Here is a 25,996-nt window from a genome sequence, read left to right as displayed (position 1 = left end):
GCATGGGAAAGTGGTTCAAAGTACATTCGGTCAGCAGCGCCATCGGACGCTCCATGGTGCTCATCCTGTTCATGGCGAGCCTGATCGCCGTGGTGGCCATGGTGACCCTGTTCTATTCGGTGCCCGATGCCAAGGCGATCAACCTCTCCGGCTCCCTGCGGATGCAGGCCTACCGGATGGCCTACGAGATTGAGCAGGGCCAGCAGGTGCTGAGCCGGCTCGATCAGTTCGAGCAGACCCTGCACGCCGCCGAGCTGCAGGAGACCCAGCGCTGGATCACGCCAGCCTCCCTGCGTCGCACCTACGGCGAGGTGCTGCAGCAGTGGCAGGTGATGCGCGAGCACATCGAGAATGCCACCCCGCGGCGCTATACGGATAACACAGAGCAGTTCGTCGCCGCCATCGATGACTTCGTCAACCAGATGCAGTATCACGTGGAGTTCAAGGTGCGCATGCTGGCGCTGGCCGAAGGGCTGGGGCTGCTCTCCATCATCACCATCGCCTGGTTCACGGTGCGCTTTACCCGCCAGCAGGTGGTGGCCCCGCTCAACCAGCTGGTCTATTGCGCCCGCCAGATCCAGCGCCAGGAGTTCGATCTGACCCTGCCCCCCCGCTGCGAAAACGAACTGGGGGAGCTGTCGGGGGCCTTTGTCACCATGGCCGATGAGCTTGGCAAGCTCTACCGGGAGCTGGAGAGCAAGGTGGAAGAGAAGACTGCCAAGCTGCAACAGGCCAACGACACCCTCTCCTTTCTCTACAGCACAGCCCAGAAGCTGCACGCGGCGCCGCTGAGCCGGCGCACCCTGCTCAAGCTGCTGGAGCGAGCGGCGGCCCACCAGCACATCGACTACATCCGGCTGACCCGTTTCGAGCACAATGCCATGCCGGACTACATCACCGGCCGCAAGGGTTGGCCAGGCGATCTGGAGGCGGTGGTCAGCTTCTATCTGCAGATGGATGAGCAGGAGTATGGCCGGCTCGACGTCATCAGCAGCCACCCCATCGACGAGCGGCTGATGAAGAACTTCTCCATGTTGCTGGCTCAGGTGCTGCACAAGGATCAGACCCTGCTGCAACACCAGCGCCTGCTGCTGATGGAAGAGCGGGCCGTCATCGCCCGCGAGTTGCACGACTCCCTGGCCCAGGCGCTCTCCTATCTCAAGATCCAGGCCACCCTGCTCAAGCGCTCGTTTGCCAAGGGGGATACCGCCAAGGCCGAAGCCGCCATGCAGCAGATCGATGAGGGGCTTGGCAGCGCCTACACCCAGCTGCGCGAGCTGCTCGGCACCTTCCGCCTCAGCATTGGTGACGCCAATCTCGGCGAAGCCATCAAGGTGATGCTGGAGCAACTCAAGCCGCAGACCCAGGCCGATATCAGGCTCCATTACGGTCTGGCCGATACCGACCTCGAAGCGGGTCAGCACATTCACATTTTGCAGCTGATCCGTGAGGCAGTCCTCAATGCCATCAAACATGCCAGCGCACAAGTGATTGATGTTAGCTGTGAGACCCTCGCCGATGGTAACATCCAGGTTCAGATTTCAGATGATGGTGTCGGAATAGGGATCGCAAGCTCGGCGGTCAACCACTACGGCCTGAGCATCATGAACGAGCGTGCCAACAAGCTGCATGGCCTGCTGACCATCAGTGAAAGGCCGCCCAGAGGCACCTGCGTACATCTGACCTTTCCCACCAGCCTAACAAGAGACGCCTGATGGACGAGATGAAATATAGTGTTCTGGTCGTGGATGACCATCCCCTCATGCGCAAAGGGATTGTGCAACTGCTGGCACTGGAAGAGAACATCGAGGTCGTCGGTGAAGCTTCCAATGGTACCGACGCCGTCGCCATGGCCAAGGAGTCCGAACCGGACCTGATCCTGCTCGACCTCAACATGAAAGGTCTCTCGGGCCTGGACACCCTCAAGGCGCTGCGCGCCGAGGAGGTGACCTCCCGGGTGGTGATCCTGACCGTCTCCGATGCCCGTCAAGATGTGGTGGCCCTGCTCAAGGCCGGCGCCGACGGCTACCTGCTCAAGGACACCGAACCCGATATGCTGCTGGCCCAGCTGGCAGACGTGATGACCGGCAAGCAGATCCTGAGCGAACCGCTGCGCCCCTACCTCGAGAACATCTACGAGCTGGATCACCTGCAGCAGAAGCTGGAGAGCTTAACGCGTCGCGAAATGCAAATTCTGCGTGAAATTGCAAAGGGCCTCTCCAACAAACAGGTCGCCTCCGTGCTCCATATTTCCGAAGGCACGGTCAAGGTACACGTCAAGAGCCTGCTCAAGAAACTCGAGGCGCAAAGCCGCGTGGAAGCGGCTGTCATGTACCTGGAGCAACGCAACTAAGCCCCCTTTTTACCCAGCCAAAGCCACCGTCCGGTGGCTTTTTTCATCCTCTGGCACAGTCGCTGCATTGTCCTGTTCAGTAACAACTGAATGGAGGATGGAACATGAAACTTCAACCTTTGGCACTGTTCCCCTTGCCTTCCCACATCCTGCCTGGTGGCAAGCTTCCTCTGCGTTTGTTTGAGCCGCGCCACCTGCAGATGCTCAAAGAGTCATTCATCAATGACCAGGGGTTTGGCATCGTGATGGAAGAGGCAACCACCTCGGGCAAGTCGGGTCGGATCCTGCCGGTCGGCACCCGGGTCAAAGTCACCGACTTTTACACCCTGAATGACGGCCTGCTCGGTGTCACCGTGCTCGGCATGGAACGATTCTGCATCCACGAGATGGAGACGGACGAGCTGGGTCTGCGCCGGGCCAAGGTCGAGGCCCTGCCCAACTGGCCGAGTACCCACTCAAATTTCAGCGACAAGCCGCTGGTCACCCGGTTGCAGGAAGTGTTCGAACAATATCCGGAGCTCGACGAACTCTATCCGGACAAGCGGTTTGACGATGCAGCCTGGCTCTGCCAACGCTGGCTCGAGATCCTGCCGATGCCGATCTATGAGAAGCAGATGTTGATTGCCAAACAAAATAGTGAAGCGGCTCGTCAATTCTTGCGCCGACTGATCGCACAGTGAGTCAATTTGGGCTTTGCAAAATGCAAATATTCCGATAATGAAAATGTCACTTTCGCATTTTGCAAATTGCAGGACGCAATAAAAACCGATAATCGCGCTGCAAGCCCTGTAAAACCGGTTCTGAAAAGTTGGCACGACTTTTTCATATAGAATCGTACAACCCGATTTATCCCGTGCTCTCTTCAGTATTTGCTGAAGAATTGGTCAACCACCCAGGTTGACCATTTTTTTTAGCTGCGATCCGGTGATGCGGGATGAAAATGACGTTGCAGGCACTCTCGCAGCCGCATCAGACTGATGGGTTTGGCCAGAAAATCATCCATGCCCTGCGCCAGGCAACGGGCTCTGTCTTCCGCCATGGCGTTGGCCGTCAGCGCCACTATGGGCATGCGGTAACCCAGCTCCCGCAAGCGGCGGGTCGCCTCCAGTCCATCCATCTGCGGCATTCGCATGTCCATCAGAATGAGATCCGGCTGCTGCTGCGCGACCTGCGCCAGTGCCTCCAATCCGTTAGCGGCCACCCTGACCCGGCTAACCAGCTTTTGCAGCATGAGCGAGACCACCAGCTGGTTGACCGGGCTGTCCTCCACCACCAGCACATCCAGTGCCTGAATGGGCTGCTGATCCGGCTCTGGCCGGCTGCTGCACTCGCATGGCAATGCCATGCCTGGCAAATCAAACCAGAAGCAGCTGCCCTCGCCAGGCGTGCTGCGCAGATGGATGCTGCCCCCCATCAATTCCACCAGTCGCTTGCTGATGGCCAGCCCCAGTCCGGTGCCGGAGAAGCGGCGGGTGGCCGAGCTGTCCACCTGGGAAAAGGGCTCAAACAGCAGCGCCTGATCCTCGGCCGAGATGCCGATCCCGGTGTCGGTCACCGTCACCCGCAACTGCTGATCATGCCACGCCAGCTGTAACAACACCCTGCCCACGCTGGTGAATTTTACCGCGTTGCCGAGCAGGTTGCTGATCACCTGGGAGAGGCGCACCGGATCCCCCTGCAACTGGGCCGGCACGGCCTCATCGACCTGCCAGCGCAGGTCGATACCCTTGGCGACAGCCCGTGCCAGCAGTGGTTCGATGAGGGACTGGCAGAGCTGGGCCGGCTGCAACGTCTCGCAGTGAAACTCCAGGGTGTGGGATTCAATCTTCGAAAAATCGAGTACGTCGTCGATGATGGTCTGCAGCAGTCGCGCCGCATGGGTGGCATGGCCAAGCAGCGTCTGCTGCTGGGGTTCGAGCTGGGCGTGTTGCAGCAGATCCAGCATCCCCAGCACAGCATTCATGGGGGAACGGATCTCATGGGTCATCATGGCCAGAAACTGCGACTTGGCACGGTTGGCGGCCTCAGCTTCGTCCCGCGCCCTGGCCAGCTCCTGCTCACGGCGGATCTGGTTGCCCACATCCCGCGCCGTGCCCCGATAGCCGATGAAAACACCGGCCCCGTCGAAACAGGGTTCGGCGTTGATCTCCATCCAGCGCGGCCCCCGTGCCAGGCTGACCTGCACCCGCACTGCCCGTACCGGCAGGTGCAGACCGATGAGCCGGCGGTACTTGCCCCATTCGGGATCCCGCCTGTCATAGGCGTAGTCGTAGAGACTCTGGCCGGTCTGATGCACCAGCATCTCTTCCTGCTGACCGGGGGCCGAGACGTAGCTCAGCCTGTGTTCGGTATCCGTCTCCCAGAACCAGTCGGAGGCCATGCCGGCAAAACTGCGAAAACGCTGCTCACCCGCCTGCAACGCCAGGGTCTTGAGTTCAACCTGCTCCTGCAAGCGGGCCCGATAGGCGATGTTGACCAATGCCTGGGAGATAAGCGGCCGGCAGCGCTGCATGGCCGCCTTGCTCTTGAGATCGAAGGTACCCATCAGGGAGTGGCGACAGATGAGCACGCCGGAGAAACCGGGGGCCCGCAGCCCCGTCATCATGACGCTGGCCCAGCCCGTCACATCGGCCAGCGGCGCCAGCTCGGGCAACTGGGTCGGGTCATAGATGACCAGGGTCTCCCCCTCGATGGCCCGGGAAAAGATGGGTGTCAGCTGCCAGGGACGGCCCACCTCCCCCTCCTGGGTGCTGAGGTGGGTCAGCCCCCCCTCGCCCTCCCAGGCCACCACATCCGCGTGTTCGAAGCCGATGAAGGGTTTCAGCACCTGGATGAGGCTGTCCAGTACCTGCTCCAGCGTCTGGGCATCGGCCAAGGTGGCCACCCCGCACAGCAGGGTTTGCGACTCCTGCCGGTATTTGGCCTCTCGCTCCCGACAGCGCACCAGCTCCACCAGGGTGGTCTGCAGCTTGTCGCCAAGGGCTTCCAGTTCCGTATTACCAATCATCTTGTTTCCAGCGCAGTGTCAGCTGTCGAGAAAGATCACGCTCGATATCATCAGGTTGCCGTGTGCCAGCTCACCGTGTGGCAGACGTCCCTGCTCACCGAAGGTGAACGGGGTGATGAAGGGGATGTCCCCCAGCCGGGTATGAAATTGATCGACAAATTGGCATAAGCTATCACCAAGAGCCAAGCGGCAACCAGCACAAAAGATCACGAGGGCACCAAACGGCTGCATCTCGGTGGCCATGCCGTACTCTGGCTCGATGCGGGTCGCATTCAGACAGCGTTGCAACAGGCCCTCCTGGCTGCTGTACATCAGCAGCAACCGTTCCCCGACCTGAGTATCGGTAAAGAGGCGCAATCCGCCACCTTCTGTCACGGCTTCGGGGTGGGAGAGCTTGTAATAGGGCATGTCATCCAGGGTGCCAACCTGCCTGGCCAGCGGAGACAAGGTGGTTTCTCGCAGGATGGGCCCCACCGGCCAGGGCGTCGTGCGTCCGGTCCAGCGGGCATAGACGGCGGCGGCCGCTTCATCGTCAATGGTGAGGATCTCACGTCCTGCCAACGCCGTGATGATGCCGCGCTGTTCGGTGGGGACATAGCCGGAGTGGAACTGGAACGCCAGCTGGCAATCGGGATAGAGCACCGCCAGCACCACCCCCTCGCGAGTACTGCCCTCGTCCCAGCACAACTGCCACTCCCCGCTCACGCTGTTGTCGGCGGCTGAGCCGCCGACCACCGGCACCGTTGTGCCCAGTTCGGCTTCGATGCTCTCCAGCATCGCCTCCTCCTGGCCCGGGCTTGCATGCAACAAGATGAGTTGCGGCAACTCGCCGGGGCGCCCCCCGTCAGCAATGGCGCTGCGCAGCAGTTGGCGCACATCGACGGCAGCCCCCGCCTGACCCGCCACACCGTAGGCGCCCTTGTCATCGTAGATGGCCGCAACCGCCACCCCCCGCCCCTGGCGGGCATGGTGGCCGGTCTGGGTCATGACCCCGCCGCAGGAGCTGCAACCGATCAGCCGGGACGACGGGAACTGCTGTTTGAAGTGATGACGCAGTTCCTCAGCATCATGAGCCTGAGTAAAATAGACCAACAACAGCGAAGGGGAATCGGGTGATTGAGCGAGCAGCCGCTCACTGATCTGTCGGGCAGCCAGCAGGGAGGTCTCTTCAAGAGAGTGAGCCGTCAGAAAGTTCAACACCATCTCCTAGTTGTGCATGATGCTGGGGGTAAGCAAAAATCATACCTTAATCAAACAATTATCCCGTTTCATCGACTAGAATGCTCTCAATCGAGACCAACCACAGGACAGCCGCATGTGGCAGAAGAACATCAATGATTTTGACCGGGTCGTCGCCATCGGTGGCGGCCATGGCATGGGCCGCGTGCTCTCGTCCCTCTCGTTCCTGGGATCGCGCCTGACCGGCATCGTCACCACCACGGATGATGGCGGCTCCACCGGACGACTGCGCAAGAGCCAGGAGTGTATCGCCTGGGGTGATCTGCGCAACTGTTTGAATCAACTGGTCACAGATCCCAGCATCGGCAGCCTGCTGTTCGAGTATCGCTTCGCCGGTCGTGGTGAACTGGCCGGCCACAACCTCGGCAACCTGATGCTGCTGGCACTCGACAACCTCTGCGTGCGTCCTCTTGATGCTATCAAGCTCATCAGTGACATGCTGAAAATAGAGTCACAATTGTTACCCATGTCTGAATTTCCCACCGACCTGTGTGCCCACACAGTCTGTGGCAACCAGATCCTGGGGGAAGTATCCATCGATCAGCTCGATACCCCGCCGCTCTCACTCAGCCTGAGCCCCGAGGTTCCGGCCACCCGCGAGGCAGTACAGGCGCTGGAGCAGGCCGACATGATCATTCTGGGGCCTGGCAGTTTTCTCACCTCCATCATGCCCCCGCTGCTGCTGGCGGAAGTGGCGCAGGCCATCAACGAGAGCAACGCCATGCTGGTGTTCATCTGCAATCTGGTGGCGGAGAATGGCCCGGCTGGCCAGCTCAGCCTGCTCGATCAGTGGCGCTGGCTGGAATCACGGGTCGGTACGGGACGGCTCGATGCCATCCTTGCTCCTGCAGGAGAGTACCAACCTGAACTGGCTGGCAGGTTGATCCAGGCCGATCTGGGTGAAACCGCGCTGCCCCATCGTCATGATCGCCTGAAACTGAAACTGGCCCTGGACAGGGTGATCCAGCAACTGGTCAATCAACGCTAGCGGGCAGGTTGAGTCTGACAAGTCCGGCGCCCATGCGCCGGCTGCCCGGACTCAATGGTAGTTGGCAAGGTGGGAGAGCACCTGAGGCAGGGATTGTTCCAGCTCGTTGAGCAGGCGGGCGACCTCGGCCCCATCCGCTTGTTTGCAGGCGAGCTCCAGCGCCATCACCTGCTGATAGCTGACTTGAGCACCGTAACTGCCGCAAGAAGACTTCATGCTGTGGGCAAGCCGGGCCAGGGCCGTCCAGTCCTGACGCTCATAGAGCGGGCGTAGTTGAGTGAGCTGCTCGCCCACCTCCTCGATAAACACCGAGATCACCACCGGCATCATCTCCTGGCCGATATCTTCCGCCAATTGTCGCAATACCTTCTGATCCAGCCACTCCATTTCATCATCCTCCCGTGGTATTCAAACAGACCATACTATAGATGCCCGGCATGGTACCGTCACGTCTGCTTCCCTACCAACAATTAGACCCGCACGGGGCATAGGATGAAAAACGTGATCGAGCTCGCCTAACCAGACAATAGATGGCCGGATTGCAACATAATGGTTGCCAATAAATTAACAATTAAGCAACAATGACAGCCGTGAGAATGATGCGACTCAGCAACACCTCTCTCATCCCTTTTGCCTGTATGGCTGCTGCGAAGAACCAGGGTAGGATTCTACCCTGGTATTTTTTTACATTGAGATCAGGATGTTATCACTTCTGATCGGCAGACACCCGCTCACCCAGCCGAAACAGGTTGAACTCGCCAGGCGCCATCCTGACCCAGTCTTCATTGCCGGTCAGCGGCCGCGTGGCAATCAGGGTCACCACATCGTTCGGGGTTGTCTCGCTCTGAAAATCGATGGCGACATCCTCATCCAGCAGACGTGCCTCCCCGAATGGAGCTCGCCGGGTCAACCAGTAGAGGTTGTTGCTGCAATAGGTCATCACGAACTCCCCATCCGACAGCAACATGTTGAATACCCCAAGGCTACGCAGCTCCTCGCACAGGGTCGCCAGATAGCGGAACATGGCGGGGAAATTGGCAGGGCGCCTGGGGTATTTCTGCTCCAGCCGCTCGAGCAACCAGCAGAAAGCGTGCTCGCTGTCGGTATCTCCCACCGGCCTGTGTCGCCCGGTGGCCAGCTTCTTGTAGCCGGTCAACTGGCCGTTGTGGGCAAAGGTCCAGTAACGGCCCCACAGTTCGCGGGTAAAAGGGTGGGTATTTTCCAGCGACACACAGCCACGGTTGGCCTGGCGGATATGGCTGACCACGGCGCGGCTCTTGATGGGCAGTGCCTGTACCAGCCTGGCGATGGGGGACTGGGCGCTGGGTTCGGGATCCTTGAAGGTACGAAAGCCCTTCCCTTCATAGAAGGTAATGCCCCAGCCATCCTTGTGGGGTCCCGTCTTGCCGCCGCGCAGCATCAGGCCGGTGAAGCTGAAGCAGATATCGGTCGGCACATTGGCACTCATGCCGAGCAGTTCGCACATAAGCTGCGGGCTCCTTGCTTACTTGATCGTTGCTCGTTCAAGAGGTCGCCCGGCAGGAAATGCAGAGCCTTGCCGACCGACCTCTTGCACCGGATCACGCCGGCCGGAACATAAATCTGCAGGATTCAGCGGTTCCGGCGCGGGATCACATCCTTACTTGGCCATCTCTTTTTCGACCAGCTGGATCAGGATGTGGATCACCTTGATGTGCACTTCCTGAATGCGGTCGGCATAGCCAAAGTGCGGCACCCGGATCTCCACATCGGCCAGACCGGCCATCTTGCCGCCATCCTTGCCGGTCAGCGCTATCACCTTCATGCCCTTGGCACGGGCCGCCTCGATGGCCTTCAGGATATTGCCGGAGTTGCCGCTGGTGGAGATGCCGAGCAGCACGTCGCCACGACGGCCGACCGCTTCCACATAGCGGGAGAAGACGTAGTCATAGCCAAAGTCGTTGGAAACGCAGGAGAGGTGGCTGGGATCGGAGATGGCGATGCCGGCGTAGCCGGGGCGGTTCTCGCGATAACGACCGGTCAGCTCCTCGGCAAAATGCATGGCGTCACAGTGGGAACCACCGTTGCCACAGGAGAGTACCTTGCCTTCCTGCTTGAAGGAGTCAGCGAGCAACTTGGCGGCCGCTTCGATGTTCTTCAAATTTTGCTCATCTGCCAGGAACGCCTGGAGCACGCCGGCAGCTTCGGTCAATTCATTGCGGATCAGTTCTTGGTACATGATGTCTCTTCCAAAATATGGGCGGCGCCATTGTCGCACAAGCCAATCCCGGAGTCGCCCCCCGCCCGTCAAGATGGCGCCGGCACTACGTTATGCCGATCACAGAGCCAAGGTAACAAGCTTGTAAACAGCTTGATAAGTTTGTGCGTATGAATTACAACAGAGGCCATATCCAACAGGTCAGACCTCTGGATCAGTTAACCCCCAGTTCACCCAACTTCGGCAACTCATGCAAGGAGCGAAAAATGACGACGACTCTCACTCTGCTCGGAGTGATCCTGGTGATCGGCGCCATGGCTTATCGCCGGGCGTCTCTGTTCACCTCCACGCTTGCCACGGCGGCAGCCCTGATTGCCGGCGCCCTCTATGGCCACGTTCCCCTGCTGGTCTGGGTACTGTTTGCGGTGATCGCCATACCTCTCAATCTGGTGGATTTTCGTCGCAATCAACTGACCAAGCCGCTGTTCAAGCTCTACAAATCCATCATGCCGGAGATGTCCCGCACCGAGAAAGAGGCCATTGAGGCGGGCACCACTTGGTGGGAAGCCGACCTGTTTGCTGGCAACCCGGACTGGAAAAAGCTGCACGCCATCCCGGTCAGCACCCTCTCTGCCGAAGAGCAGGCCTTTCTGGACGGCCCGGTGGAAGAGGTGTGCCGCATGGTCAACGACTGGGAAGTGACCCATGAGCGGGCCGATCTCTCCCCCGAGGTGTGGCAATACCTGAAGGACAACAAGTTCTTCGCCATGATCATCAAGAAGAAATACGGTGGCCTGGAGTTCTCCGCCTACGCCCAGTCCTGCGTGCTGCAAAAGCTGTGCGGCGCCAGCGCCGTGCTCGCTTCCACCGTCGGCGTGCCCAACTCGCTGGGCCCGGGCGAACTGCTGCAACACTATGGCACCGATGAGCAGAAGGATTACTACCTGCCGCGTCTGGCGGTCGGCAAGGAGATCCCCTGCTTCGCCCTCACCAGCCCGGAAGCAGGCTCTGACGCAGGCTCCATTCCCGACTTCGGGATAGTCTGCAGGGGCGAGTGGGAAGGAAAAGAAGTACTCGGCATGCGCCTGACCTGGAACAAGCGCTACATCACGCTTGCCCCCATCGCCACCGTACTGGGCCTCGCCTTCAAGCTGCGTGACCCCGAGCACCTGCTGGGTGACGAAGAGGAACTTGGTATCACTTGCGCCCTCATTCCGACCCACATCAAGGGGGTCGAGATCGGCCGTCGCCACTTCCCGCTCAACGTGCCGTTCCAGAACGGCCCGACCCGTGGCAAGGACGTGTTCGTCCCGCTCGATTTCATCATTGGCGGCCCGGCCATGGCCGGTCAGGGCTGGCGCATGCTGGTCGAATGCCTGTCGGTCGGACGCGGCATTACCTTGCCCTCCAACAGCACCGGCGGCGTCAAGATGCTGGCCCTGGCGAGCGGCGCCTACAGCCGCATCCGCCGTCAGTTCAAGCTGCCCATCGGCAAGATGGAAGGCATTGAAGAGCCGCTGGCCCGCATCGGCGGCAACGCCTACATCATGGGCGCCGCCGCCAAGCTGACCGTGACCGGTATCGATTTGGGCGAGAAACCCTCGGTCATCTCCGCCATCGTCAAGTACCACCTCACCGATCGTGCCCAGAAGTGCATCATCGATGCCATGGACATCCACGGTGGCAAGGCCATCTGCATGGGGCCCAACAACTACCTGGCCCGTGGCTATCAGGGCGCACCCATCGCCGTCACGGTGGAAGGGGCCAATATCCTGACCCGCAGCATGATCATCTACGGTCAGGGCGCCATCCGCTGCCACCCGTACGTGCTGCCCGAAATGCTGGCGGCCAGCCACCCGGATCAGGAGCAGGCCCTCAAGGACTTCGACAAGGCGGTATTCAGCCACGTCGGCTTTGCCATCAGCAACCTGGTGCGCAGCTTCTGGCTGGGTCTGACCGGTGCCCGCTTCGCCGCCGCGCCGTTCAAGGACCAGACCAAGGGTTACTACCAACAGCTCTCCCGCCTCTCTGCCAACCTGGCGTTCCTGTCGGACATGGCGATGGGCACCCTGGGTGGCGAGCTCAAGCGTAAAGAGCGGGTCTCCGCCCGTCTTGGCGACGTGCTGAGCCAGCTCTATCTGGCCTCCAGCGCCCTCAAGCGCTATCAGGATGAGGGTCGTCAGCACGCCGACCTGCCGCTGCTGCACTGGGCGCTGCAAGATGCCCTGTTCAAGGCACAGGAAGCGATCGACGAGCTGCTGCGCAACTTCCCGAACCGCTGGATTGGGCTGGCCCTGCGCGTCATCGTGCTGCCACTGGGCCGCGACCTGAAACGTCCGAGCGACAAGCTGGACAACCAGGTGGCCCGCCTGCTGCAAACCCCGAGCGACACCCGCAGTCGACTGGCCCAGGGGCAGTATCTCACCCGCGAAGAAGGCAACCCCTTCGGTCTGCTGGAGCAGGCGCTGGACGACGTGCTCTCTGCCGAGCCACTGTTTGAGAAAGTATGCAAGGCTGACGGCATCAAGCGTCCGTTTATGCAACTGGACAAGGTGGCAGAATCCGGCCTGACGCTGGGGGTACTCAACCAGACCGAAGCGGACCTGTTGCGCCGCGCCGAAGAGAGTCGTCTGCGCACCATCAACGTCGATGATTTTGATCCCATCGAGCTGGTCGCCAACAAGGCCCTGTTCGAGCCATCGGCCTATCACAGAGCCGCCTGAGCGCCCGATAGATAGTCAAACGCCTCCCAAGTGGAGGCGTTTTTTATGGGGCAGGATCAGGATGACGACAAAGAGATTTCACAGATCAAATTTTATTTCCCAATAAGTTTCCTATCCTTAGTGAAGCAGTTAATGTAAGCACAGGATCCCAAACAGGATTGCATGATGGATGACCAAATCCTGATTATTGACGATGACGATCTGCCCCTTCTCGACGACCAGCAGGCTGGATGGAAGGTGATGATTGTGGACGATGAGCCCGAAGTGCATCGCATAACCAAGATCACCCTGAGCAAGTTTGAATTCGATAATAGACCCATTGAATTTTTGCATGCTTATTCAGCCGCTCAAGCCAAGGAGCTGCTCGCCAAGACCCCGGACGTGGCCTTGTTGCTGCTGGACGTGGTCATGGAGGTCGATCACGCCGGTCTCGATGTGGTCAAATTCGTGCGCGAGGATCTGCAAAACAAGATGGTGCGCATCGTGCTGCGTACCGGTCAACCGGGCCAGGCCCCGGAAGATGACGTGGTCAGCAACTACGACATCAACGACTACAAGGACAAGACCGAGCTCACCTCCCAGAAGCTGCGCACCCTGCTGCGAGCCAGCCTGCGCTCCTATCGCGACATCCGCACCCTCGAGAGCAACCGCCAGGGGCTGGAGAAGGTCATCGAGGCCTCCAAGGGGATCTTCGAGAAGCGGGCACTGCGGCAGTTTGTCGAAGGGGCCCAGGAGCAGCTCAGTGCCCTGCTCAATCTGGAAGATTCACATATCTATGATGTGAAGCAGTATGCCTACGAGGTACGGGATCAGATCCTGGAACCCTTGCTGCCGGGCCATCCGTCGCTGCGTCTGGCCGATGCTCCCGTCATCTTGCGTCAGGCCATGAACAATCGCGCCAACGTCTATGACGGCAACCAGATGGTGCTCTACTGCCAGAACCCCCGCCATCATCTGCTGTTTCACATCGAGACCACTCGCCAGCTCAGCCAGATGGATACGGGCCTGCTCAGCCTGTTCACCGAAAACATCATAGTGGCGCTGGAGAACATCCGACTCAACGAGGTCATCGCCGACAACCAGCGCGAAATCATCTACCGCATTGGCGAACTGGTGGAGACCCGCTCCAAGGAGTCCGGCCTGCACGTCAAGCGGGTCGCCCTTTATACCGAGCTGTTCTGCCAGTTGCTGGGCATGAGCGAGGAACAGAGCGAGCTCATCAAGCGCGCCTCTCCGCTGCACGACATCGGCAAGGTGGGCATTCCGGATGCCATCCTGCACAAACCGGGCAAGTTGACCCCGGAGGAGTGGGAGATCATGAAGACCCACGCCCAACTGGGGCAGGACATGCTCTCCGGTAGCGATCTGGCGTTGTTCCAGATTGGTGCCACCATCGCCGGCAACCACCACGAAAAGTGGAACGGCAGCGGCTATCCCCGTGGCCTCAAGGGCGATGCCATTCCGCTGGAAGGGCGGGTGGTGGCGCTGGCCGACGTGTTCGATGCACTCGGCTCGGATCGCTGCTACAAGAAGGCCTGGCCGCTGGACAAGGTACTGGCGCTGATCCAGGAGGAAAAAGGCCAGCACTTCGACCCCCAGCTGGTGGAGCTGATGCTGGCCAACCTCGATAAATTCCTCGAGATCCGCGAACAGCACAAGGATATCTACGTCGGGGAACATTGAGCTGGATGGGTTGTTCAACCACCCCAGTAATCTGCCCATATAGAAAAAGCCGCCCTGACAGGCGGCTTTTTGCTGCTTGCAGCATTCCCCTCACCTATTGCTCGGGCAGGTTGAGATCCAGCTTGGCCTCCGGCTTGGCGCTCTCGCTCTCGGCTTTTTGCGATGCCATGGCTTTTTTCAGCGCCCGCCGCTTTTGCAGCACGATGAAGCCCACGCCGCCGAGCAGGAGCAGCAATAATATGCCAGCGCCACCCAGCAGCCAGACCAACCAGCCGCCGCTCTCCTTTTCCTCGAACTTGACCTGGCTCGGAATTGCTGCCGAGGCTTCTGACGCGGCAGAGGCGGCCGATGGCGGCGTTGCCAGCACCGGGAAGATATTGAAGGATTTGACCGGCAGGCTCACCTGAATTTCGCGGCCCAAGCGGGTCGTGCCAAACAGGGTAGCCGTCACCTCATATTGGCCGACTTCCTTGATGGCGGAGAGATCCACCTCCACCTTGGGTTCGGTGGCCACCGCATTGAACGGCATGCTGGTCCCGACCGTGCTGGTCGCCTTGCCCTGGATCACCACGGAAGCGGGATCCAGTTCATCCACGTCAATCAGGAAGGAGAGCTTGGCCCCGAACTCCTGCGAGGGAGGCGCGAGGGAGTAACTGACAGGTAGCGGATAGATCAGCACATCCTGATAGCGGGCACGGGAGAAGACCTGATTGCCTGTGCTGTACATGGCCCGGTATTTCCCGGCTGGCACATCCAGCACCGCCTCGGCGGTCATGATGCCGTCGCCTGGCACCTCGTCGAGCCCCTTGCCATCGTCACGATAGTGACCGAGCACCTCATCGACGACCGGCTCCCCCTCCGGCTTGGCGTCATTGAAACGCTGCAGCCGTACCGTCATGCCGAGATCGGACAGGTAGTAGCCATCCTTGGGCGGCGCGTCGTCGATCAGCAGCCAGGATTTGAGCTTGACCTTCTCCCCCTGGTAAAGCTGGGTCGGCAACAGATCGGTTTCCAGCTTGATGTTCGACAGCAGGCGCACCCGGTTGTCGGGGTCCACCTCGCCAATGGCCTGCCAGGGGCCCGGCATGGGATTGCGGATGGTAATGAGATCCTGATCCTTGAGCGCCAACCAGCCGACATCGGGCGGCGTCACCTTGCTCACATAGAGCTTGCTGCCATCGGGCCGCACCAGGATCACCGACGGAGTGCCCGGCTTGCGCGTCACGATGAAGGTGATCTCCTTCACCCCGTAATCGATGCGAAAGCGATTATCGAGCAGGGGGATGTCGGAGGGGGCAAATACCTCGTTGGCCCCGGCCGTCAGCGAGGCCAGCAGCAGCAGGCCGCCCCATAGCTTGCTCATTGCCGCCACAGGCAGGCTCCTCCCTTCTTCTGCACCAGATCCAGCCGCGCCTCGTGTACCGCCTCAACGTCGGCACTGGCCCGGATCACCTTGAGCGGTGGACGGTTGCTCTCCAGTCGCCGGATACTGGTGTCCTGGTTGCTTTCATTCTCGTTGCTCTCGGTGGCCAGGTTCAGTTTGGTCTGGCCACCCGTCATCAACAGGTAGACGTCTGCCAGGATCTCCGCATCGAGCAAGGCCCCGTGCAGGGTACGGTGCGAGTTGTCGATACCGTAGCGATCGCACAGCACGTCCAGGTTGTTGCGCTTGCCCGGGAACAGGTCCCGCGCCATCGCCAGGGTATCCGTGATGCCGCAGATGTCGGCGGTCTTGAAGTTGAGGCCGAGCTTGCTGAACTCATAGTCCATGAAGCTCACGTCAAACGGCGCGTTGTGGGCAATCAGCTCGGCACCGCGAATAAACTCGATGAACTCGTCGGCAATCTGGCTGAACGACGGCTTGTCACGCAAGAACTCGTCGGTGATGCCGTGCACCTGGATGGCTTCCGGGTCCACCAGCCGGTCCGGCTTGATGTAGACGTGGAAGTGGTTCCCGGTCAGCTTGCGGTTGATCACCTCCACACAGCCGATCTCGATGATCCGGTGTCCCAGATAGACGGGGCCACCGGCCGTGTTCATACCAGTGGTTTCAGTATCCAGAATGATCTGGCGATTCAGTTGGGGTGTGCTCATGATCCAATCTATGTCAAACTTCGGCTTTACCCGCTAGTTTACCCCAAGCCTCATGTTAAAACAGATTGATTTGTATACGGATGGTTCCTGCCTCGGCAACCCGGGCCCGGGTGGTTATGGTGCCGTCATGGTCTACGGCAAGCATCGCAAGGAGATCGCCGCCGGCTTTCGCCTCACCACCAATAACCGGATGGAGCTGATGGCCGCCATCATGGGGCTGCGCACCCTGAACGAGCCCTGCCAGGTGCGCCTCACCACAGACAGCCAGTATGTGCGCCAGGGGATCACCCAGTGGATCATCGGCTGGAAGAAGAAGGGATGGATGACCGCCAACCGTCAACCGGTCAAGAACGTCGATCTCTGGAAAGCGCTGGATGCGGAAGTCAGTCGCCACCAGATCGAGTGGCTCTGGGTCAAGGGGCACTCCGGACACCCGGAGAACGAGCGCTGCGATGAGCTGGCCCGCGAGGCCGCCAGCGGCAAACAGCTGGCCGAAGATACCGGCTATCAACCCTGACCGCCTTCCCTTCTGGCACATGAGCCTGATCGGTGGCTGACGACTAGCCGCCCTGGCGCGCCATCCCCGGCGTGGCGATGGAACCCGGCAGACGCCAGCGACGGCGCACCGGTGTCAGGGGGAAGCGCCGTTTGCGCGCCGCTATCACGTAGACAGACGCAAACGGCCGACAGTAATCCCGCCCCACACTCTCCCGCCACCAGCCGATCCGGCTCTGCCTGCCCATGAACGAATAACCGAAGCGCTCGTCAAACATCACCTCGCAGCCAAGCAGCTGCAACCAGTCGGTGACCCGTGCCGGGGTGAACATGCGGGCGGACCAGGGCAGATGTTGACGCAGGAAAGGCAGGCAGTGGCCGATGCCGACCAGACTGAGCGGATTGTAGCCGCTGACGATAAGCCAGCCATCGTCGGTCAGTACCCGCTCCGCCTCCCGCAGCACCTGGTGCGGGTCGGGTGAAAAATCGAGACAGTGGGCCAGCAGGCAGGCATCCACGCTGCCGGTGCGTACCGGCAGGGCCAGCGGATCCCCCTTGAGATCCAGCAGGCGGCCTCCAGGGGCGACCCCTATCTGGTGGCGAATGGAGGAGCAACCGCAGGAGAGCTCGGCGCTCAGCGCGCCGACCTTCAGCAGATGATAACCAAACAGATGCGGGCACCAGCTGTCGAGTCGCTCCTGGATCTCGGCCGCTACCCAGTCCCCCATGGGCAGTGCCGACCAGCTGGTCGGGATCTCGATTTGTTGTTCGGTACGTGCCACCTGCATAATAGGGCTCAACTTGGGGTTCGAACGCCATCCAGTTATATAAGATACCCTCCATAAAGAGAAGCAGACTCATGTATCCAGTGATCACAGTTCCAGCCTTTAACGACAACTACATCTGGTTGATCCGACACGAAAATCACTGCCTGGTCGTCGATCCGGGCGAGGCTGCTCCCGTGCTGGAACGGCTGGCCGTGCTGGAGCTGCAACTGGATGCCATCCTGCTCACCCACCACCATCACGATCATGTGGGCGGCGTGGGTGAGTTGCTGGAACATTTTCCCCATGCCCGCCTCTATGGCCCCAAGCTTGACCCCATGCCGGCGCACCACGGCCAGTGGCTCGATGACGGGGATCAGATCAACTGGCACGGCCTGAGCCTCGAGGTGATCCACGTGCCCGGTCACACCCACGGCCACATTGCCTACCACGGTCACGGCATGCTGTTTTGTGGCGACACCCTCTTCAGTGCCGGCTGCGGCCGCCTGTTCGAAGGGACCCCGGCCCAGATGTTCGGATCGTTGCAGCGCCTCGCCGCCCTGCCCGATGACACCCTCATTTATTGTGCCCACGAGTACACCCTCTCCAACCTGCGCTTCGCCCACGCTGTCGAGCCCGACAACCAGGCGATCCAGCAACAGATCGGGCTGATCAGCAAGCTGCGCCAGCAGGGCCTGCCGAGTCTCCCCTCACGGCTGGGGGATGAGAAGCGCTTTAATGTTTTTCTGCGTTGCGAACAGGATTCCGTGAAATTTTCTGCTGAGAAACATGCTCTGAAATGCGTGGAAAATCCGGTAGATACCTTCACGATCCTGCGCCAATGGAAGGATGTTTTTTGAACAAACCTTGATCAGGGGGCCATTGCCCCTTATGATGCGAGCTGTTTTTCCCAAAGATGACCTGAGCGAGATGAAGGTACGAACGGCCTTATTGGCGGCGCTGTTTCTCAGCGGCTGCCAAAACCTGAGCCATCAGGATGACCGGGCGCTAACGGCAATCGAGCCGATCAAGTCCCCCCAAGTCAACAAAAAAGCGTATAAAAAACATTCTGCGCGCTTCCTGTTCGGTGACGAACAGATCGACGAACTGGATGACACCGATAACCTGTGGGTGCGTATCAGTGATGATATGCAGTTTGATCCGCAGGAGAACGACCGTGTCCGCCAGCAGCGTGATTGGTTGTTGCGCAATGATAAGCATCTGGCGACCATTGCCAGCCGGGCTGAGCCCTACCTGTATCTGATGGTAGAGGAAATCGAACGGCGTGAGCTGCCAATGGAGCTTATTACCATTCCCATGATCGAGAGCATGTTCGATCCCCACGCCCGTTCCCGCAGCAATGCGGTGGGTCTGTGGCAGTTCGTTCCTGCGACCGGCAAAAACTTCGGCCTGCGCCACGACAACTGGTACGATGGCCGCCGCGATGTACTGGCCTCCACCAATGCCGCGCTGGATTATCTGGAGTACCTGAACCGTTTCTTCGACGGCGACTGGCTGCAGACGCTGGCCGCCTACAATGCCGGTGAAGGACGGGTGCGCAACGCCATCATCCGCAATCAGAAGGCTGGCCGGCCGACCGACTACTGGTCGCTCGATCTGCCTCGCGAGACCCGGATGTACGTGCCCAAGATCCTGGCCATGGCTGACATGATCCGCAATGCGGACAAGTACAATGTCACCCTGCCGGTGCTGGCCAACAAACCGCAACTGCGGGTGGTCAACACGGGAGGCCAGATCGACCTGAACGTGGCAGCCCAGCTGGCGGGCCTGCGCCCGGCCCAGCTGAAAGAGGTCAATCCGGCGCTGACCCGCTGGTCGACCTCGCCCAAGGGCCCCTATCGCCTGCTGGTACCGGTTGAATATGCCGATACCCTGGAGCTGGCCCTGGCCGACCTGCCGCAGAGCGAGCGCATCCGCACCCGCTCCTATCAGGTTACCAGTGGCGACACCCTCTCCCGCATCGCCCAGAATCACGGGGTGAGCGTGCAGCAGATCAAGCTGGCCAACAACCTGCACAGCAACAACCTGCGCCGTGGTCAGACCCTGATGATCCCGACCAGCGGCAGCAAACCGGTGGTCAGCCAGAGCGTCCAGAGCAAGCCACAGCAGCTCGCCAGCCGTGGCAGCGGCAAGATCCAGTACAAGGTTCGGGCCGGTGACAATCTGTGGAGTATCAGCCAGGCACACGGGGTGACCCATGAGGAGCTGGCCAAGTGGAACGGTCTCAACGCCAAATCGGCCCTGAAACCGGGCATGAAGCTGGTGGTCTGGCCCAAGCAGGGCAAGGGTGGCAACAAGTCCATGGTCTATCAGGTGCGCCGCGGTGATTCCCTCTCCTCCATCGCAGCCCGCTTTCAGGTCGCCGTGATGGACGTGATGCGCTGGAATCAGCTGGGCAAGAGCGATTACCTCAAGCCGGGTCAGGAGCTGACCCTGTTCGTGAAGAACAACAGCTGATCGTTCATCACTTCATAAAAAAATACCCCGCCTGATGCGGGGTATTTTTTTATCTGGAGCAGGGCTCAGGGGGTGATGGCCTGGGCCGCGAAACGGGCCACGATGGGATTGTGATCCGAGGCATCGGTCGCCGGGCTGCTCACTTCCACCAGATCCAGATTGCGGTAATAGAGGTGATCGAGCGGCCGGCCAAAGGCAGTCCGGCGCAGATCCGGCATCGGGATCGCCTCCTGCAGCCCCAGATCGCTCACCAGCCGCTTCAGCCAGAACTCCCGCTTGTCGCTCCAGGTATTGAAATCCCCGGCCAGAATGACGGGCCCCTGGTGACGATGAATGAGGGCGGTCAGATCGTTGATCTGCTCGCGAAAGGTGGCCATCCCCAGCTCGAAATTGACCGCATGCAGGTTGACCACCAGCACGCCGTCAGGATCCCCCTGCAGGGGATAGAGGCTGACCAGACCGGATTTGGGGATGCGCAGCAGCGGCTCGGGGGAGCGCACGCCGCACACGAACGCCTGCGGCGTCTTGGCGACCGTCATGACACCGAAGGAGACGCCGCCCTGAGTAAAGGCTTGCAATTGCTGCCACTGGAAATCACCGGCCTTGAGCCACTCCAGCATCTCGGGGCGGGTCGCCGACTCCTGCAACAGCACCAGATCCTGGGCCTTGGCATACTCGTCCAGTCCCTCGCGCCAGTTTTTGCGCTGACCCTTGTAGAGATTCCAGACGGTAATGCCAAACTCGCGGGGCAAGGCGGTGGAGGCCAGCGCCACCAGCGGCGGCTTCTGGCAGCTGGCGCCGGGGATGATGCCCTGCGCTGTGACCAGGTGATCCTGATCTGGCACCTCGAAACAGCCGACCAGTCCCAACGTCAGCAGCGACGTACCCAGAATGCGATAACTATTTTTCATTGGCTAACAACCACCTGCCTCTGCATTGTGTCATGACCATCCCAAACGTCATCGCTGCCGACTAGGCTCATAACTCGTGTCCGGCCCGGCTCATCCAGAAGGAATTCAACGATGGCGAGACAGCACCAGTACCGCGTGACGTTTTATGATCAACAAGGAAATTGTCATCAAGTGGAGCTTTCCACCGTCTATCAGATCAGACGGGATCCCCAGTGCGATCTCTGCCTGTTCGACACCCAGCAGTGCGTCGGCTCGGAAGAGATGCTGGAACGCATGATACGGCAAAAAACCGGGTTTGAGCAGGAAATATCCATCATCAACGCCCGGCTTATCTGACCCGGATCAGACCGGTACCGGGCGGGATTTTCCCTGTTCGTCGATGGCGACATAGGTGAAGATCCCCTCGGTGACGCAATAGCGCTGGGCTTCGTTTTCACGCAGTACCGGCTTGACCCACACCTCCAGCTTCAGCCGCATGGAACTGCGGCCAATCTTCAGGCAGCGCCCGTAGCAGCACACCACGTCGCCCACCTTGACCGGGCTGTGAAAGGTCATGCCCTCGACGGATACGGTACAAATACGTCCTTTTGCCAGCTCCTTGGCCATGATGCCCCCACCTATATCCATCTGGGACATGATCCAGCCCCCGAAGATATCGCCATTGGGGTTGGTATCGGCTGGCATTGCCAGGGTTCTCAGCAACAGTTCCCCATCGGGGTGACGTCTTGTATCTACCATCATTACCGCTCTCTCTATATGGATGGCGGCATGATAGGGGGCGAGCTCCCCCTTGGCAAACCTCAATTGCCCGTCAAACGGCAGGCCCGGCCAGGGAGTGGAGCCGCCTGTGCCTCACCGCCATACCCACACATAGCACCGGGCAGTATGTTCAGAGCCCCCGGGCTGCCAGCTCGGCAAACCAGTGCGCCGGATCGGGCCAGCGATAGACAAACCCGCGCTGCTCGCAGATGCGCTGCCCCTCGACGGGGGCAAACCGGCCGGCTGGCTCGATGAAGATCGGGGCCGGCAGGCCCAGCTGGCGCGCGGCAAAGGGATAGAACTGCTCCCGGCGCGGGTGCACTGGCGCACTCAGGTTGTAGGCATCCCCATCCTTGCCCTGTTTCAGCAGCAGCAGGCAGGCGGCCACCACATCATCCAGATGCACCAGGTTCACCGCCTGGCCGCCCCCCTCCAGGGTCTTGCCCGCCAGGAAACGGCCGGGATGGCGCTCTGGCCCGTAGAGCCCGGCCGGGCGCAGCACCATGGAGCATGCAATGCCGGCCCCCATCGCCGCCTGCTCGGCGGCCAGCATCCGCCTCCCGCGCTCGTGGGCAGGCATGGGGTGTTCATCCTCCCCCTGTCCCGGCGCCCAGACCGAGGTAGCACTCACGAACAGCAACCGCTGCACGCCGGCCCCCTTAGCCAATTCAGCCACCCGAGCGATGGCGGCCGGATAATCCTCGACCTTGCTCGGCGGCACGCAGATCACCTGCTCGCGGCAGCGAAACGGCAGGGCCGCCAGCCCGGAGCCCAGTTGCAGCGGCCAGGCCTTCACCCCCTCTGCTGTCAGCTGCGCGGCTTTTTCGGCCGAGCTGACCGTCACCGCCACCTGGCGGCCCTCGGCCTGCAGCGCCCGGGCCAGCGGCAGTCCCAGCCAGCCTGCCCCCACGATCCCGGTCTGGTATTCACGCTCTGTTGTCATGACAAAATCCTGGCAAAAAAAAACGGCCATCCATGATGACCGTCGAAAGTAACGAAGGAAATAGCTGGATTAACCAGTTACCTCCCACAGCGGGAAAATCGGGAGCGCAGGCTCCTAATTCGTGGGGCCTATGCTAGTGGCAGGCAGTCCAAAAAGCTTTGAAGCGGATCACAGTTGAAAAGGATTTCTGAAAACGCTTTCAATTTTTCAGCAAAATTCGGGAGCGACATTGGCCCGTTCAGGGCCAATGTCGGCCACTCAGGCGACGGATTCCCGTCTCACCAACTCGGCCTCGAACTTGAGCTCCAACCCCTCGGCCGGCTTGTGATCCAGCAGGCTCAGCGCCAGCTCGGCAGCCCGGCCGCCCATATCCTCGATGGGGTAACGCACCGTGGTGAGCTTGGGATAGATGTAACGGGCATAGGGAATGTCATCAAAACCCACCACCGAAATCTGCTGCGGGATCTTGTAACCGCGCTCCAGCAGACAGGAGATGGCCCCCGCTACCATGGCGTCGTTGAAGCCGAGCACGGCGGTAAACTCGACGCCCCGATCCAGCAGCTCGCCCATCGCCACGTAGCCACCGTTCTCGTCGGCAAAGGCGCGGCCGATGAGAGCAGGATCAAGAGCGATGCCGGCCCGCTGCAGGGCGTGGTGATATCCGGCCATCCGCTGCTGACCATCGACGAACTCTTCATCGTCCGAGGTGACGAAGGCAATCTTGCGATGACCTGCATCCAGCAAGTGCTGGCAGGCGGTGGTGATGCCGGCCTGGTTGTCCAGCCAGACGCAGCGATCTTCGGCGCCCGGCACCTGGCGGTTGATGAAGACCACCGGGGTGCTGCCCGCCACCAGCTCGCTCAGCTCCTCATCGGGCAACGCCTTGCTGTGCAGGATCAGCGCATCGCACTGGCGCTGCAGCAGCGCCTGGATGGCATGGCGCTCGCGCACCTCGTCGTGATTGCCGGACATGACGATGGTGAACTTGTCCGCCTTGTCCACCACGCTCTCGATACCGCGCATCATCTGGGCGAAGAAGGGGCCACCACACAGATCCCCCACCAGCACGCCGATGCAGTTGGAGCGCTTGCTGACCAGCGCCTGGGCAAAACTGTTGGGACGAAAATTGAGTTCCTTCATGGCCGCCAATACGGCCTCACGCTTTTCTGGTGCCACCTGCGCCGTGTTGTTGATGACTCGCGACACAGTTGAAATGGACACATTAGCCAACCGGGAAACGTCTTTAATCGTTGCCACTATCAATTCCTTTGTTGGGGAAGCCTGTCTGTGTTGAACGGGCGATTATAACGAACCTGCCAGACCAAGAGAGGGCGCCCGATCACCTGGCAGGTTTCCTTTTGTAACAAAACCTTATGGGATAATAACCATTTTGGGGAAGGAATGGGAATCCGGCTGCCGCCAGGGCGGCAGCCGTCTCAATAAGCGTGACTCAGCTCGCGCTCGGACATGAAGCGCAGTGGCTGCTGCAGCTTGTGCTGATAGATGAGGTCAAACGACAGCACGTTCTGCACATAGTTGCGCGTCTCCTTGTAGGGAATGCTCTCGACCCAGACATCCATCGGTTTGTCCGCACTCTGATCGCGCCAGCGTTTGACCCGACCGGGGCCGGCGTTGTAGGCCGCCGCCGCCAGGATCCGGTTGCCGTCATACACATCCAGCAACCGCTTGAGATAGGCGCTGCCAAGGCGGATGTTCATGGCGGGATCAAACAGCTGCTGCTCGTTGCGATAGGGCACCCCCAGCTTGCTGGCCGTCTCCTTAGCGGTGGTCGGCATCAGCTGCATCAGCCCCCTCGCCCCCACTGGCGACTGCGCCAGCGGGTAGAGGGCGCTCTCCTGGCGCGAGATGGCGTAGAGCAGACTGGTGTTCATGGTTCGCTCCTGCGCCATCTGGGAGAAGGTGTGCTTGAGTGGCAGCGGGAAGCGCAAGTCGAGGGCATCCCAGGCCTCGGCCCGGATGCTGGCCAGAATGGCCAGCTCGTGCCAGCCCTGATTGAGGGCGATATGACCAAACTCGAGGCGCTGAGCCACCGGGTTGCGATCCATGTTGTGGATCCACTCCGCCCGCGCCGCCGTGATCTCGTTCATATCGAGCAACTCGCGCACCCGCAGCAGGAAGGGCCAGCGGCGGCTGGCGGTGCGCCAGTCCGGCACCTTGTGCGCCACGCTCTGGTTCTTCATCCGATAGGGCACGCCGGTGCGCTGCGCCGCCATGAAGCCGTAGAAACCGCGCAGATTGGCGGTCTCCAGATAGAGATCCCGCGCCGGTTTCTGTTGGCCCTGCACTTCCAGCGAGCGCGCCAGCCAGTAGCGCCAGCGATCCTCCTTCTGCAGGCCCATGGGCATGCGCTTGACCCAGCCGGAGAGCCCTTTCCAGTCCTGCTCCCAGATGGCGAGCCGGGCCCGCAGCTCCAGCAGATCCGGGTCGGCCTGGCGCACTACCGTTGCATCCAGCCAGCTGCGCTGGGCAGTGGAGCGATCCAGCAGCAGCCGTCTGGCCACCGCCCGTTCCACCGGTTTGAGCTCGGCGGCGCTCAGCGAAAAACGCGAGCGCAGATAGCCAAGCTGCCCCAGCACCGCCTCCGGCTGCTGGTTGGCATAGCGGGCCAGTCCCAGCAGCAGCAACTTCCGGGAAGGGGCTGCGTTAGTGAAATAGGTCGTGTTCATCGCCTTGGCGGGCTGCTCGAACAGGGTGATCATCTGATCCCCATAGGCCTTCATGCCGCTACCGAGCTGGGCGCCGAGGTGGCGGATGAGGTTCGGGTTCTCCGCCTCGAAGGCCAAGGTCATGCGGGTCCAGATCTTCTCCTGGGTGCGCAAGCCCGCCTGCTGCCAGAGCTGGAACAGGGGATCGCAGGCATCGGGACGGGACTGGCCGCTCAGCCAGAGCTTGCCCGCCTCCTGCAGCGCCTGGCTCTGCTGGCCGGTGTAGTAGCGCGCCTGATAGTGCATGCAGAGCAGATCGGTGGAGTTCGGCTTGGCCGGGTAGAAGCGCAGGAACTGGGACCACTGCTGGCTCTGGGCCAGATAAGTGAGGTAGCTGCGCTCCAGCCGGTTGGATTGGGGGGTGTCGCCGTGCTCGCGGATGAAGCGGGTCACGTCGTCATAGTCCGCCGCCCCGGGCCGGAAGGCCAGCTGGTAGTAGTCGAGATAGGGCAGCAGCGGATAATGGGTCAAACGGGCACGAATTTGCTGAAAACGGGCCTGATCGTCGGCCCGCACCGCGTCATAAGCCTGGCGATAGAGAGATTGTTCCAGGGTCTGCGCCGCCACCTGCGTCAGCAGCCCCGACACGCACAGCGCCGATAAAATGATTCCCTGCACGGCTTTCACGAGAGACGT

The 25,996-nt window shown here is 60.7% G+C and carries 23 protein-coding genes; 10 read left to right on the top strand and 13 right to left on the bottom strand.

Annotated features, from left to right (window positions below; genetic code table 11):
* Nucleotides 1-2 precede the first annotated feature (2 nt).
* From narQ to BN1143_RS11860, 3 genes are all read left to right on the top strand, one after another.
* Entirely contained in the window at nt 3-1,715 is a 1,713-nt protein-coding gene (narQ, locus tag BN1143_RS11870) for a nitrate/nitrite two-component system sensor histidine kinase NarQ (RefSeq protein WP_024942815.1), read from the top strand.
* On the top strand, nt 1,715-2,353 hold the full coding sequence (narL, locus tag BN1143_RS11865) for a two-component system response regulator NarL (protein WP_005299317.1): 639 nt from the start codon (nt 1,715-1,717) through the stop codon (nt 2,351-2,353). Before narQ ends, narL begins: the two co-directional genes overlap by 1 nt.
* Before the next feature lie 104 nt (nt 2,354-2,457).
* The gene (locus BN1143_RS11860) at nt 2,458-3,033 is read left to right on the top strand and encodes an LON peptidase substrate-binding domain-containing protein (protein WP_005299312.1); all 576 of its coding nucleotides are present in this window, start codon (nt 2,458-2,460) and stop codon (nt 3,031-3,033) included.
* A 230-nt stretch (nt 3,034-3,263) separates the two neighbouring features.
* Here BN1143_RS11860 and BN1143_RS11855 read toward each other — a convergent pair whose 3' ends face one another.
* Both BN1143_RS11855 and BN1143_RS11850 read right to left on the bottom strand, forming a co-directional pair.
* Complete coding sequence (locus BN1143_RS11855) at nt 3,264-5,360, bottom strand: ATP-binding protein (protein ID WP_042050772.1); 2,097 nt, start codon at nt 5,358-5,360, stop codon at nt 3,264-3,266.
* 18 nt (nt 5,361-5,378) lie between these two features.
* Nucleotides 5,379-6,563, bottom strand: a complete 1,185-nt coding sequence (locus BN1143_RS11850; RefSeq protein ID WP_042050771.1) for an FIST signal transduction protein — start codon at nt 6,561-6,563, stop codon at nt 5,379-5,381.
* Nucleotides 6,564-6,675: 112 nt separating this feature from the next.
* On the opposite strand from BN1143_RS11850, the gene BN1143_RS11845 reads away from it, so the two are divergent.
* Nucleotides 6,676-7,587, top strand: a complete 912-nt coding sequence (locus BN1143_RS11845) for a gluconeogenesis factor YvcK family protein (protein ID WP_042050769.1) — start codon at nt 6,676-6,678, stop codon at nt 7,585-7,587.
* 51 nt (nt 7,588-7,638) lie between these two features.
* On the opposite strand, the gene BN1143_RS11840 is transcribed toward BN1143_RS11845, so the two are convergent.
* From BN1143_RS11840 to lpcA, 3 genes are all read right to left on the bottom strand, one after another.
* Nucleotides 7,639-7,974, bottom strand: a complete 336-nt coding sequence (locus tag BN1143_RS11840) for an Hpt domain-containing protein (RefSeq protein ID WP_005299299.1) — start codon at nt 7,972-7,974, stop codon at nt 7,639-7,641.
* A 319-nt stretch (nt 7,975-8,293) separates the two neighbouring features.
* The gene (locus BN1143_RS11835) at nt 8,294-9,073 is read right to left on the bottom strand and encodes a class II glutamine amidotransferase (RefSeq protein WP_017781801.1); all 780 of its coding nucleotides are present in this window, start codon (nt 9,071-9,073) and stop codon (nt 8,294-8,296) included.
* Between the two features lie 153 nt (nt 9,074-9,226).
* A complete protein-coding gene (gene lpcA / locus BN1143_RS11830) occupies nt 9,227-9,805 on the bottom strand; it encodes a D-sedoheptulose 7-phosphate isomerase (protein WP_005299294.1) in 579 nt (192 codons plus the stop codon).
* A gap of 245 nt (nt 9,806-10,050) precedes the next feature.
* Here lpcA and fadE point away from each other — a divergent pair, with 245 nt between their 5' ends.
* Both fadE and BN1143_RS11820 read left to right on the top strand, forming a co-directional pair.
* Entirely contained in the window at nt 10,051-12,507 is a 2,457-nt protein-coding gene (gene fadE / locus BN1143_RS11825; protein WP_042050767.1) for an acyl-CoA dehydrogenase FadE, read from the top strand.
* A gap of 165 nt (nt 12,508-12,672) precedes the next feature.
* Complete coding sequence (locus BN1143_RS11820) at nt 12,673-14,190, top strand: HD domain-containing phosphohydrolase (RefSeq protein WP_005299285.1); 1,518 nt, start codon at nt 12,673-12,675, stop codon at nt 14,188-14,190.
* Between the two features lie 94 nt (nt 14,191-14,284).
* Here the strand turns inward: BN1143_RS11820 and BN1143_RS11815 are convergent, their stop codons facing one another.
* Together BN1143_RS11815 and dnaQ are read right to left on the bottom strand one after the other, a co-directional pair.
* On the bottom strand, nt 14,285-15,553 hold the full coding sequence (locus tag BN1143_RS11815) for a TIGR03503 family protein (RefSeq protein ID WP_042050765.1): 1,269 nt from the start codon (nt 15,551-15,553) through the stop codon (nt 14,285-14,287).
* Entirely contained in the window at nt 15,550-16,284 is a 735-nt protein-coding gene (dnaQ, locus tag BN1143_RS11810) for a DNA polymerase III subunit epsilon (protein ID WP_042050764.1), read from the bottom strand. The genes BN1143_RS11815 and dnaQ overlap by 4 nt, the downstream gene beginning before the upstream one ends.
* A 52-nt stretch (nt 16,285-16,336) precedes the next feature.
* On the opposite strand from dnaQ, the gene rnhA reads away from it, so the two are divergent.
* Nucleotides 16,337-16,801 (top strand): ribonuclease HI, encoded by a 465-nt coding sequence (gene rnhA, locus BN1143_RS11805; RefSeq protein WP_005299276.1) that lies wholly within the window; start codon nt 16,337-16,339, stop codon nt 16,799-16,801.
* Between the two features lie 43 nt (nt 16,802-16,844).
* Here rnhA and BN1143_RS11800 read toward each other — a convergent pair whose 3' ends face one another.
* Nucleotides 16,845-17,567: a methyltransferase domain-containing protein gene (locus BN1143_RS11800; protein ID WP_010634452.1), complete on the bottom strand. Its 723-nt coding sequence runs from the start codon at nt 17,565-17,567 to the stop codon at nt 16,845-16,847.
* 71 nt (nt 17,568-17,638) lie between these two features.
* Between BN1143_RS11800 and gloB the strand changes: the two genes are divergently transcribed.
* Together gloB and BN1143_RS11790 are read left to right on the top strand one after the other, a co-directional pair.
* Nucleotides 17,639-18,403 (top strand): hydroxyacylglutathione hydrolase, encoded by a 765-nt coding sequence (gloB, locus tag BN1143_RS11795; protein ID WP_042050762.1) that lies wholly within the window; start codon nt 17,639-17,641, stop codon nt 18,401-18,403.
* Nucleotides 18,404-18,473: 70 nt separating this feature from the next.
* Nucleotides 18,474-20,021, top strand: a complete 1,548-nt coding sequence (locus BN1143_RS11790; RefSeq protein ID WP_042050761.1) for a LysM peptidoglycan-binding domain-containing protein — start codon at nt 18,474-18,476, stop codon at nt 20,019-20,021.
* A 65-nt stretch (nt 20,022-20,086) separates the two neighbouring features.
* Here BN1143_RS11790 and BN1143_RS11785 read toward each other — a convergent pair whose 3' ends face one another.
* On the bottom strand, nt 20,087-20,932 hold the full coding sequence (locus BN1143_RS11785) for an endonuclease/exonuclease/phosphatase family protein (protein WP_005299265.1): 846 nt from the start codon (nt 20,930-20,932) through the stop codon (nt 20,087-20,089).
* A 111-nt stretch (nt 20,933-21,043) separates the two neighbouring features.
* Here BN1143_RS11785 and BN1143_RS11780 point away from each other — a divergent pair, with 111 nt between their 5' ends.
* Nucleotides 21,044-21,268: a hypothetical protein gene (locus BN1143_RS11780; RefSeq protein WP_005299261.1), complete on the top strand. Its 225-nt coding sequence runs from the start codon at nt 21,044-21,046 to the stop codon at nt 21,266-21,268.
* Between the two features lie 6 nt (nt 21,269-21,274).
* Here BN1143_RS11780 and yciA read toward each other — a convergent pair whose 3' ends face one another.
* The 4 genes from yciA to BN1143_RS11760 all read right to left on the bottom strand — a co-directional run bounded on the left by yciA (nt 21,275) and on the right by BN1143_RS11760 (nt 25,987).
* The gene (gene yciA / locus BN1143_RS11775; RefSeq protein ID WP_024942822.1) at nt 21,275-21,673 is read right to left on the bottom strand and encodes an acyl-CoA thioester hydrolase YciA; all 399 of its coding nucleotides are present in this window, start codon (nt 21,671-21,673) and stop codon (nt 21,275-21,277) included.
* 148 nt (nt 21,674-21,821) lie between these two features.
* Nucleotides 21,822-22,634, bottom strand: a complete 813-nt coding sequence (locus BN1143_RS11770) for an NAD-dependent epimerase/dehydratase family protein (RefSeq protein WP_042050760.1) — start codon at nt 22,632-22,634, stop codon at nt 21,822-21,824.
* 258 nt (nt 22,635-22,892) lie between these two features.
* Nucleotides 22,893-23,891, bottom strand: a complete 999-nt coding sequence (locus tag BN1143_RS11765; protein ID WP_042050759.1) for a LacI family DNA-binding transcriptional regulator — start codon at nt 23,889-23,891, stop codon at nt 22,893-22,895.
* Between the two features lie 179 nt (nt 23,892-24,070).
* On the bottom strand, nt 24,071-25,987 hold the full coding sequence (locus tag BN1143_RS11760; RefSeq protein ID WP_042050757.1) for a transglycosylase SLT domain-containing protein: 1,917 nt from the start codon (nt 25,985-25,987) through the stop codon (nt 24,071-24,073).
* Nucleotides 25,988-25,996: the final 9 nt, after the last annotated feature.

The organism is Aeromonas dhakensis, from assembly GCF_000820305.1.
GTDB classification, from domain to species: domain Bacteria; phylum Pseudomonadota; class Gammaproteobacteria; order Enterobacterales; family Aeromonadaceae; genus Aeromonas; species Aeromonas dhakensis.
Note: the sequence above shows the minus strand (reverse complement) of the source record. Positions and strands in the feature narration are given on the sequence as shown.

What these genes read in the sequence shown, in the direction of transcription:
- narQ (WP_024942815.1), top strand. Translation starts at nt 3, where the DNA reads ATGGGAAAGTGGTTCAAAGTACATTCGGTCAGCAGCGCCATCGGACGC.
- narL (WP_005299317.1), top strand. Translation starts at nt 1,715, where the DNA reads ATGGACGAGATGAAATATAGTGTTCTGGTCGTGGATGACCATCCCCTC.
- BN1143_RS11860 (WP_005299312.1), top strand. Translation starts at nt 2,458, where the DNA reads ATGAAACTTCAACCTTTGGCACTGTTCCCCTTGCCTTCCCACATCCTG.
- BN1143_RS11855 (WP_042050772.1), bottom strand. Translation starts at nt 5,360, where the DNA reads ATGATTGGTAATACGGAACTGGAAGCCCTTGGCGACAAGCTGCAGACC.
- BN1143_RS11850 (WP_042050771.1), bottom strand. Translation starts at nt 6,563, where the DNA reads ATGGTGTTGAACTTTCTGACGGCTCACTCTCTTGAAGAGACCTCCCTG.
- BN1143_RS11845 (WP_042050769.1), top strand. Translation starts at nt 6,676, where the DNA reads ATGTGGCAGAAGAACATCAATGATTTTGACCGGGTCGTCGCCATCGGT.
- BN1143_RS11840 (WP_005299299.1), bottom strand. Translation starts at nt 7,974, where the DNA reads ATGGAGTGGCTGGATCAGAAGGTATTGCGACAATTGGCGGAAGATATC.
- BN1143_RS11835 (WP_017781801.1), bottom strand. Translation starts at nt 9,073, where the DNA reads ATGTGCGAACTGCTCGGCATGAGTGCCAATGTGCCGACCGATATCTGC.
- lpcA (WP_005299294.1), bottom strand. Translation starts at nt 9,805, where the DNA reads ATGTACCAAGAACTGATCCGCAATGAATTGACCGAAGCTGCCGGCGTG.
- fadE (WP_042050767.1), top strand. Translation starts at nt 10,051, where the DNA reads ATGACGACGACTCTCACTCTGCTCGGAGTGATCCTGGTGATCGGCGCC.
- BN1143_RS11820 (WP_005299285.1), top strand. Translation starts at nt 12,673, where the DNA reads ATGGATGACCAAATCCTGATTATTGACGATGACGATCTGCCCCTTCTC.
- BN1143_RS11815 (WP_042050765.1), bottom strand. Translation starts at nt 15,553, where the DNA reads ATGAGCAAGCTATGGGGCGGCCTGCTGCTGCTGGCCTCGCTGACGGCC.
- dnaQ (WP_042050764.1), bottom strand. Translation starts at nt 16,284, where the DNA reads ATGAGCACACCCCAACTGAATCGCCAGATCATTCTGGATACTGAAACC.
- rnhA (WP_005299276.1), top strand. Translation starts at nt 16,337, where the DNA reads ATGTTAAAACAGATTGATTTGTATACGGATGGTTCCTGCCTCGGCAAC.
- BN1143_RS11800 (WP_010634452.1), bottom strand. Translation starts at nt 17,567, where the DNA reads ATGCAGGTGGCACGTACCGAACAACAAATCGAGATCCCGACCAGCTGG.
- gloB (WP_042050762.1), top strand. Translation starts at nt 17,639, where the DNA reads ATGTATCCAGTGATCACAGTTCCAGCCTTTAACGACAACTACATCTGG.
- BN1143_RS11790 (WP_042050761.1), top strand. Translation starts at nt 18,474, where the DNA reads ATGAAGGTACGAACGGCCTTATTGGCGGCGCTGTTTCTCAGCGGCTGC.
- BN1143_RS11785 (WP_005299265.1), bottom strand. Translation starts at nt 20,932, where the DNA reads ATGAAAAATAGTTATCGCATTCTGGGTACGTCGCTGCTGACGTTGGGA.
- BN1143_RS11780 (WP_005299261.1), top strand. Translation starts at nt 21,044, where the DNA reads ATGGCGAGACAGCACCAGTACCGCGTGACGTTTTATGATCAACAAGGA.
- yciA (WP_024942822.1), bottom strand. Translation starts at nt 21,673, where the DNA reads ATGATGGTAGATACAAGACGTCACCCCGATGGGGAACTGTTGCTGAGA.
- BN1143_RS11770 (WP_042050760.1), bottom strand. Translation starts at nt 22,634, where the DNA reads ATGACAACAGAGCGTGAATACCAGACCGGGATCGTGGGGGCAGGCTGG.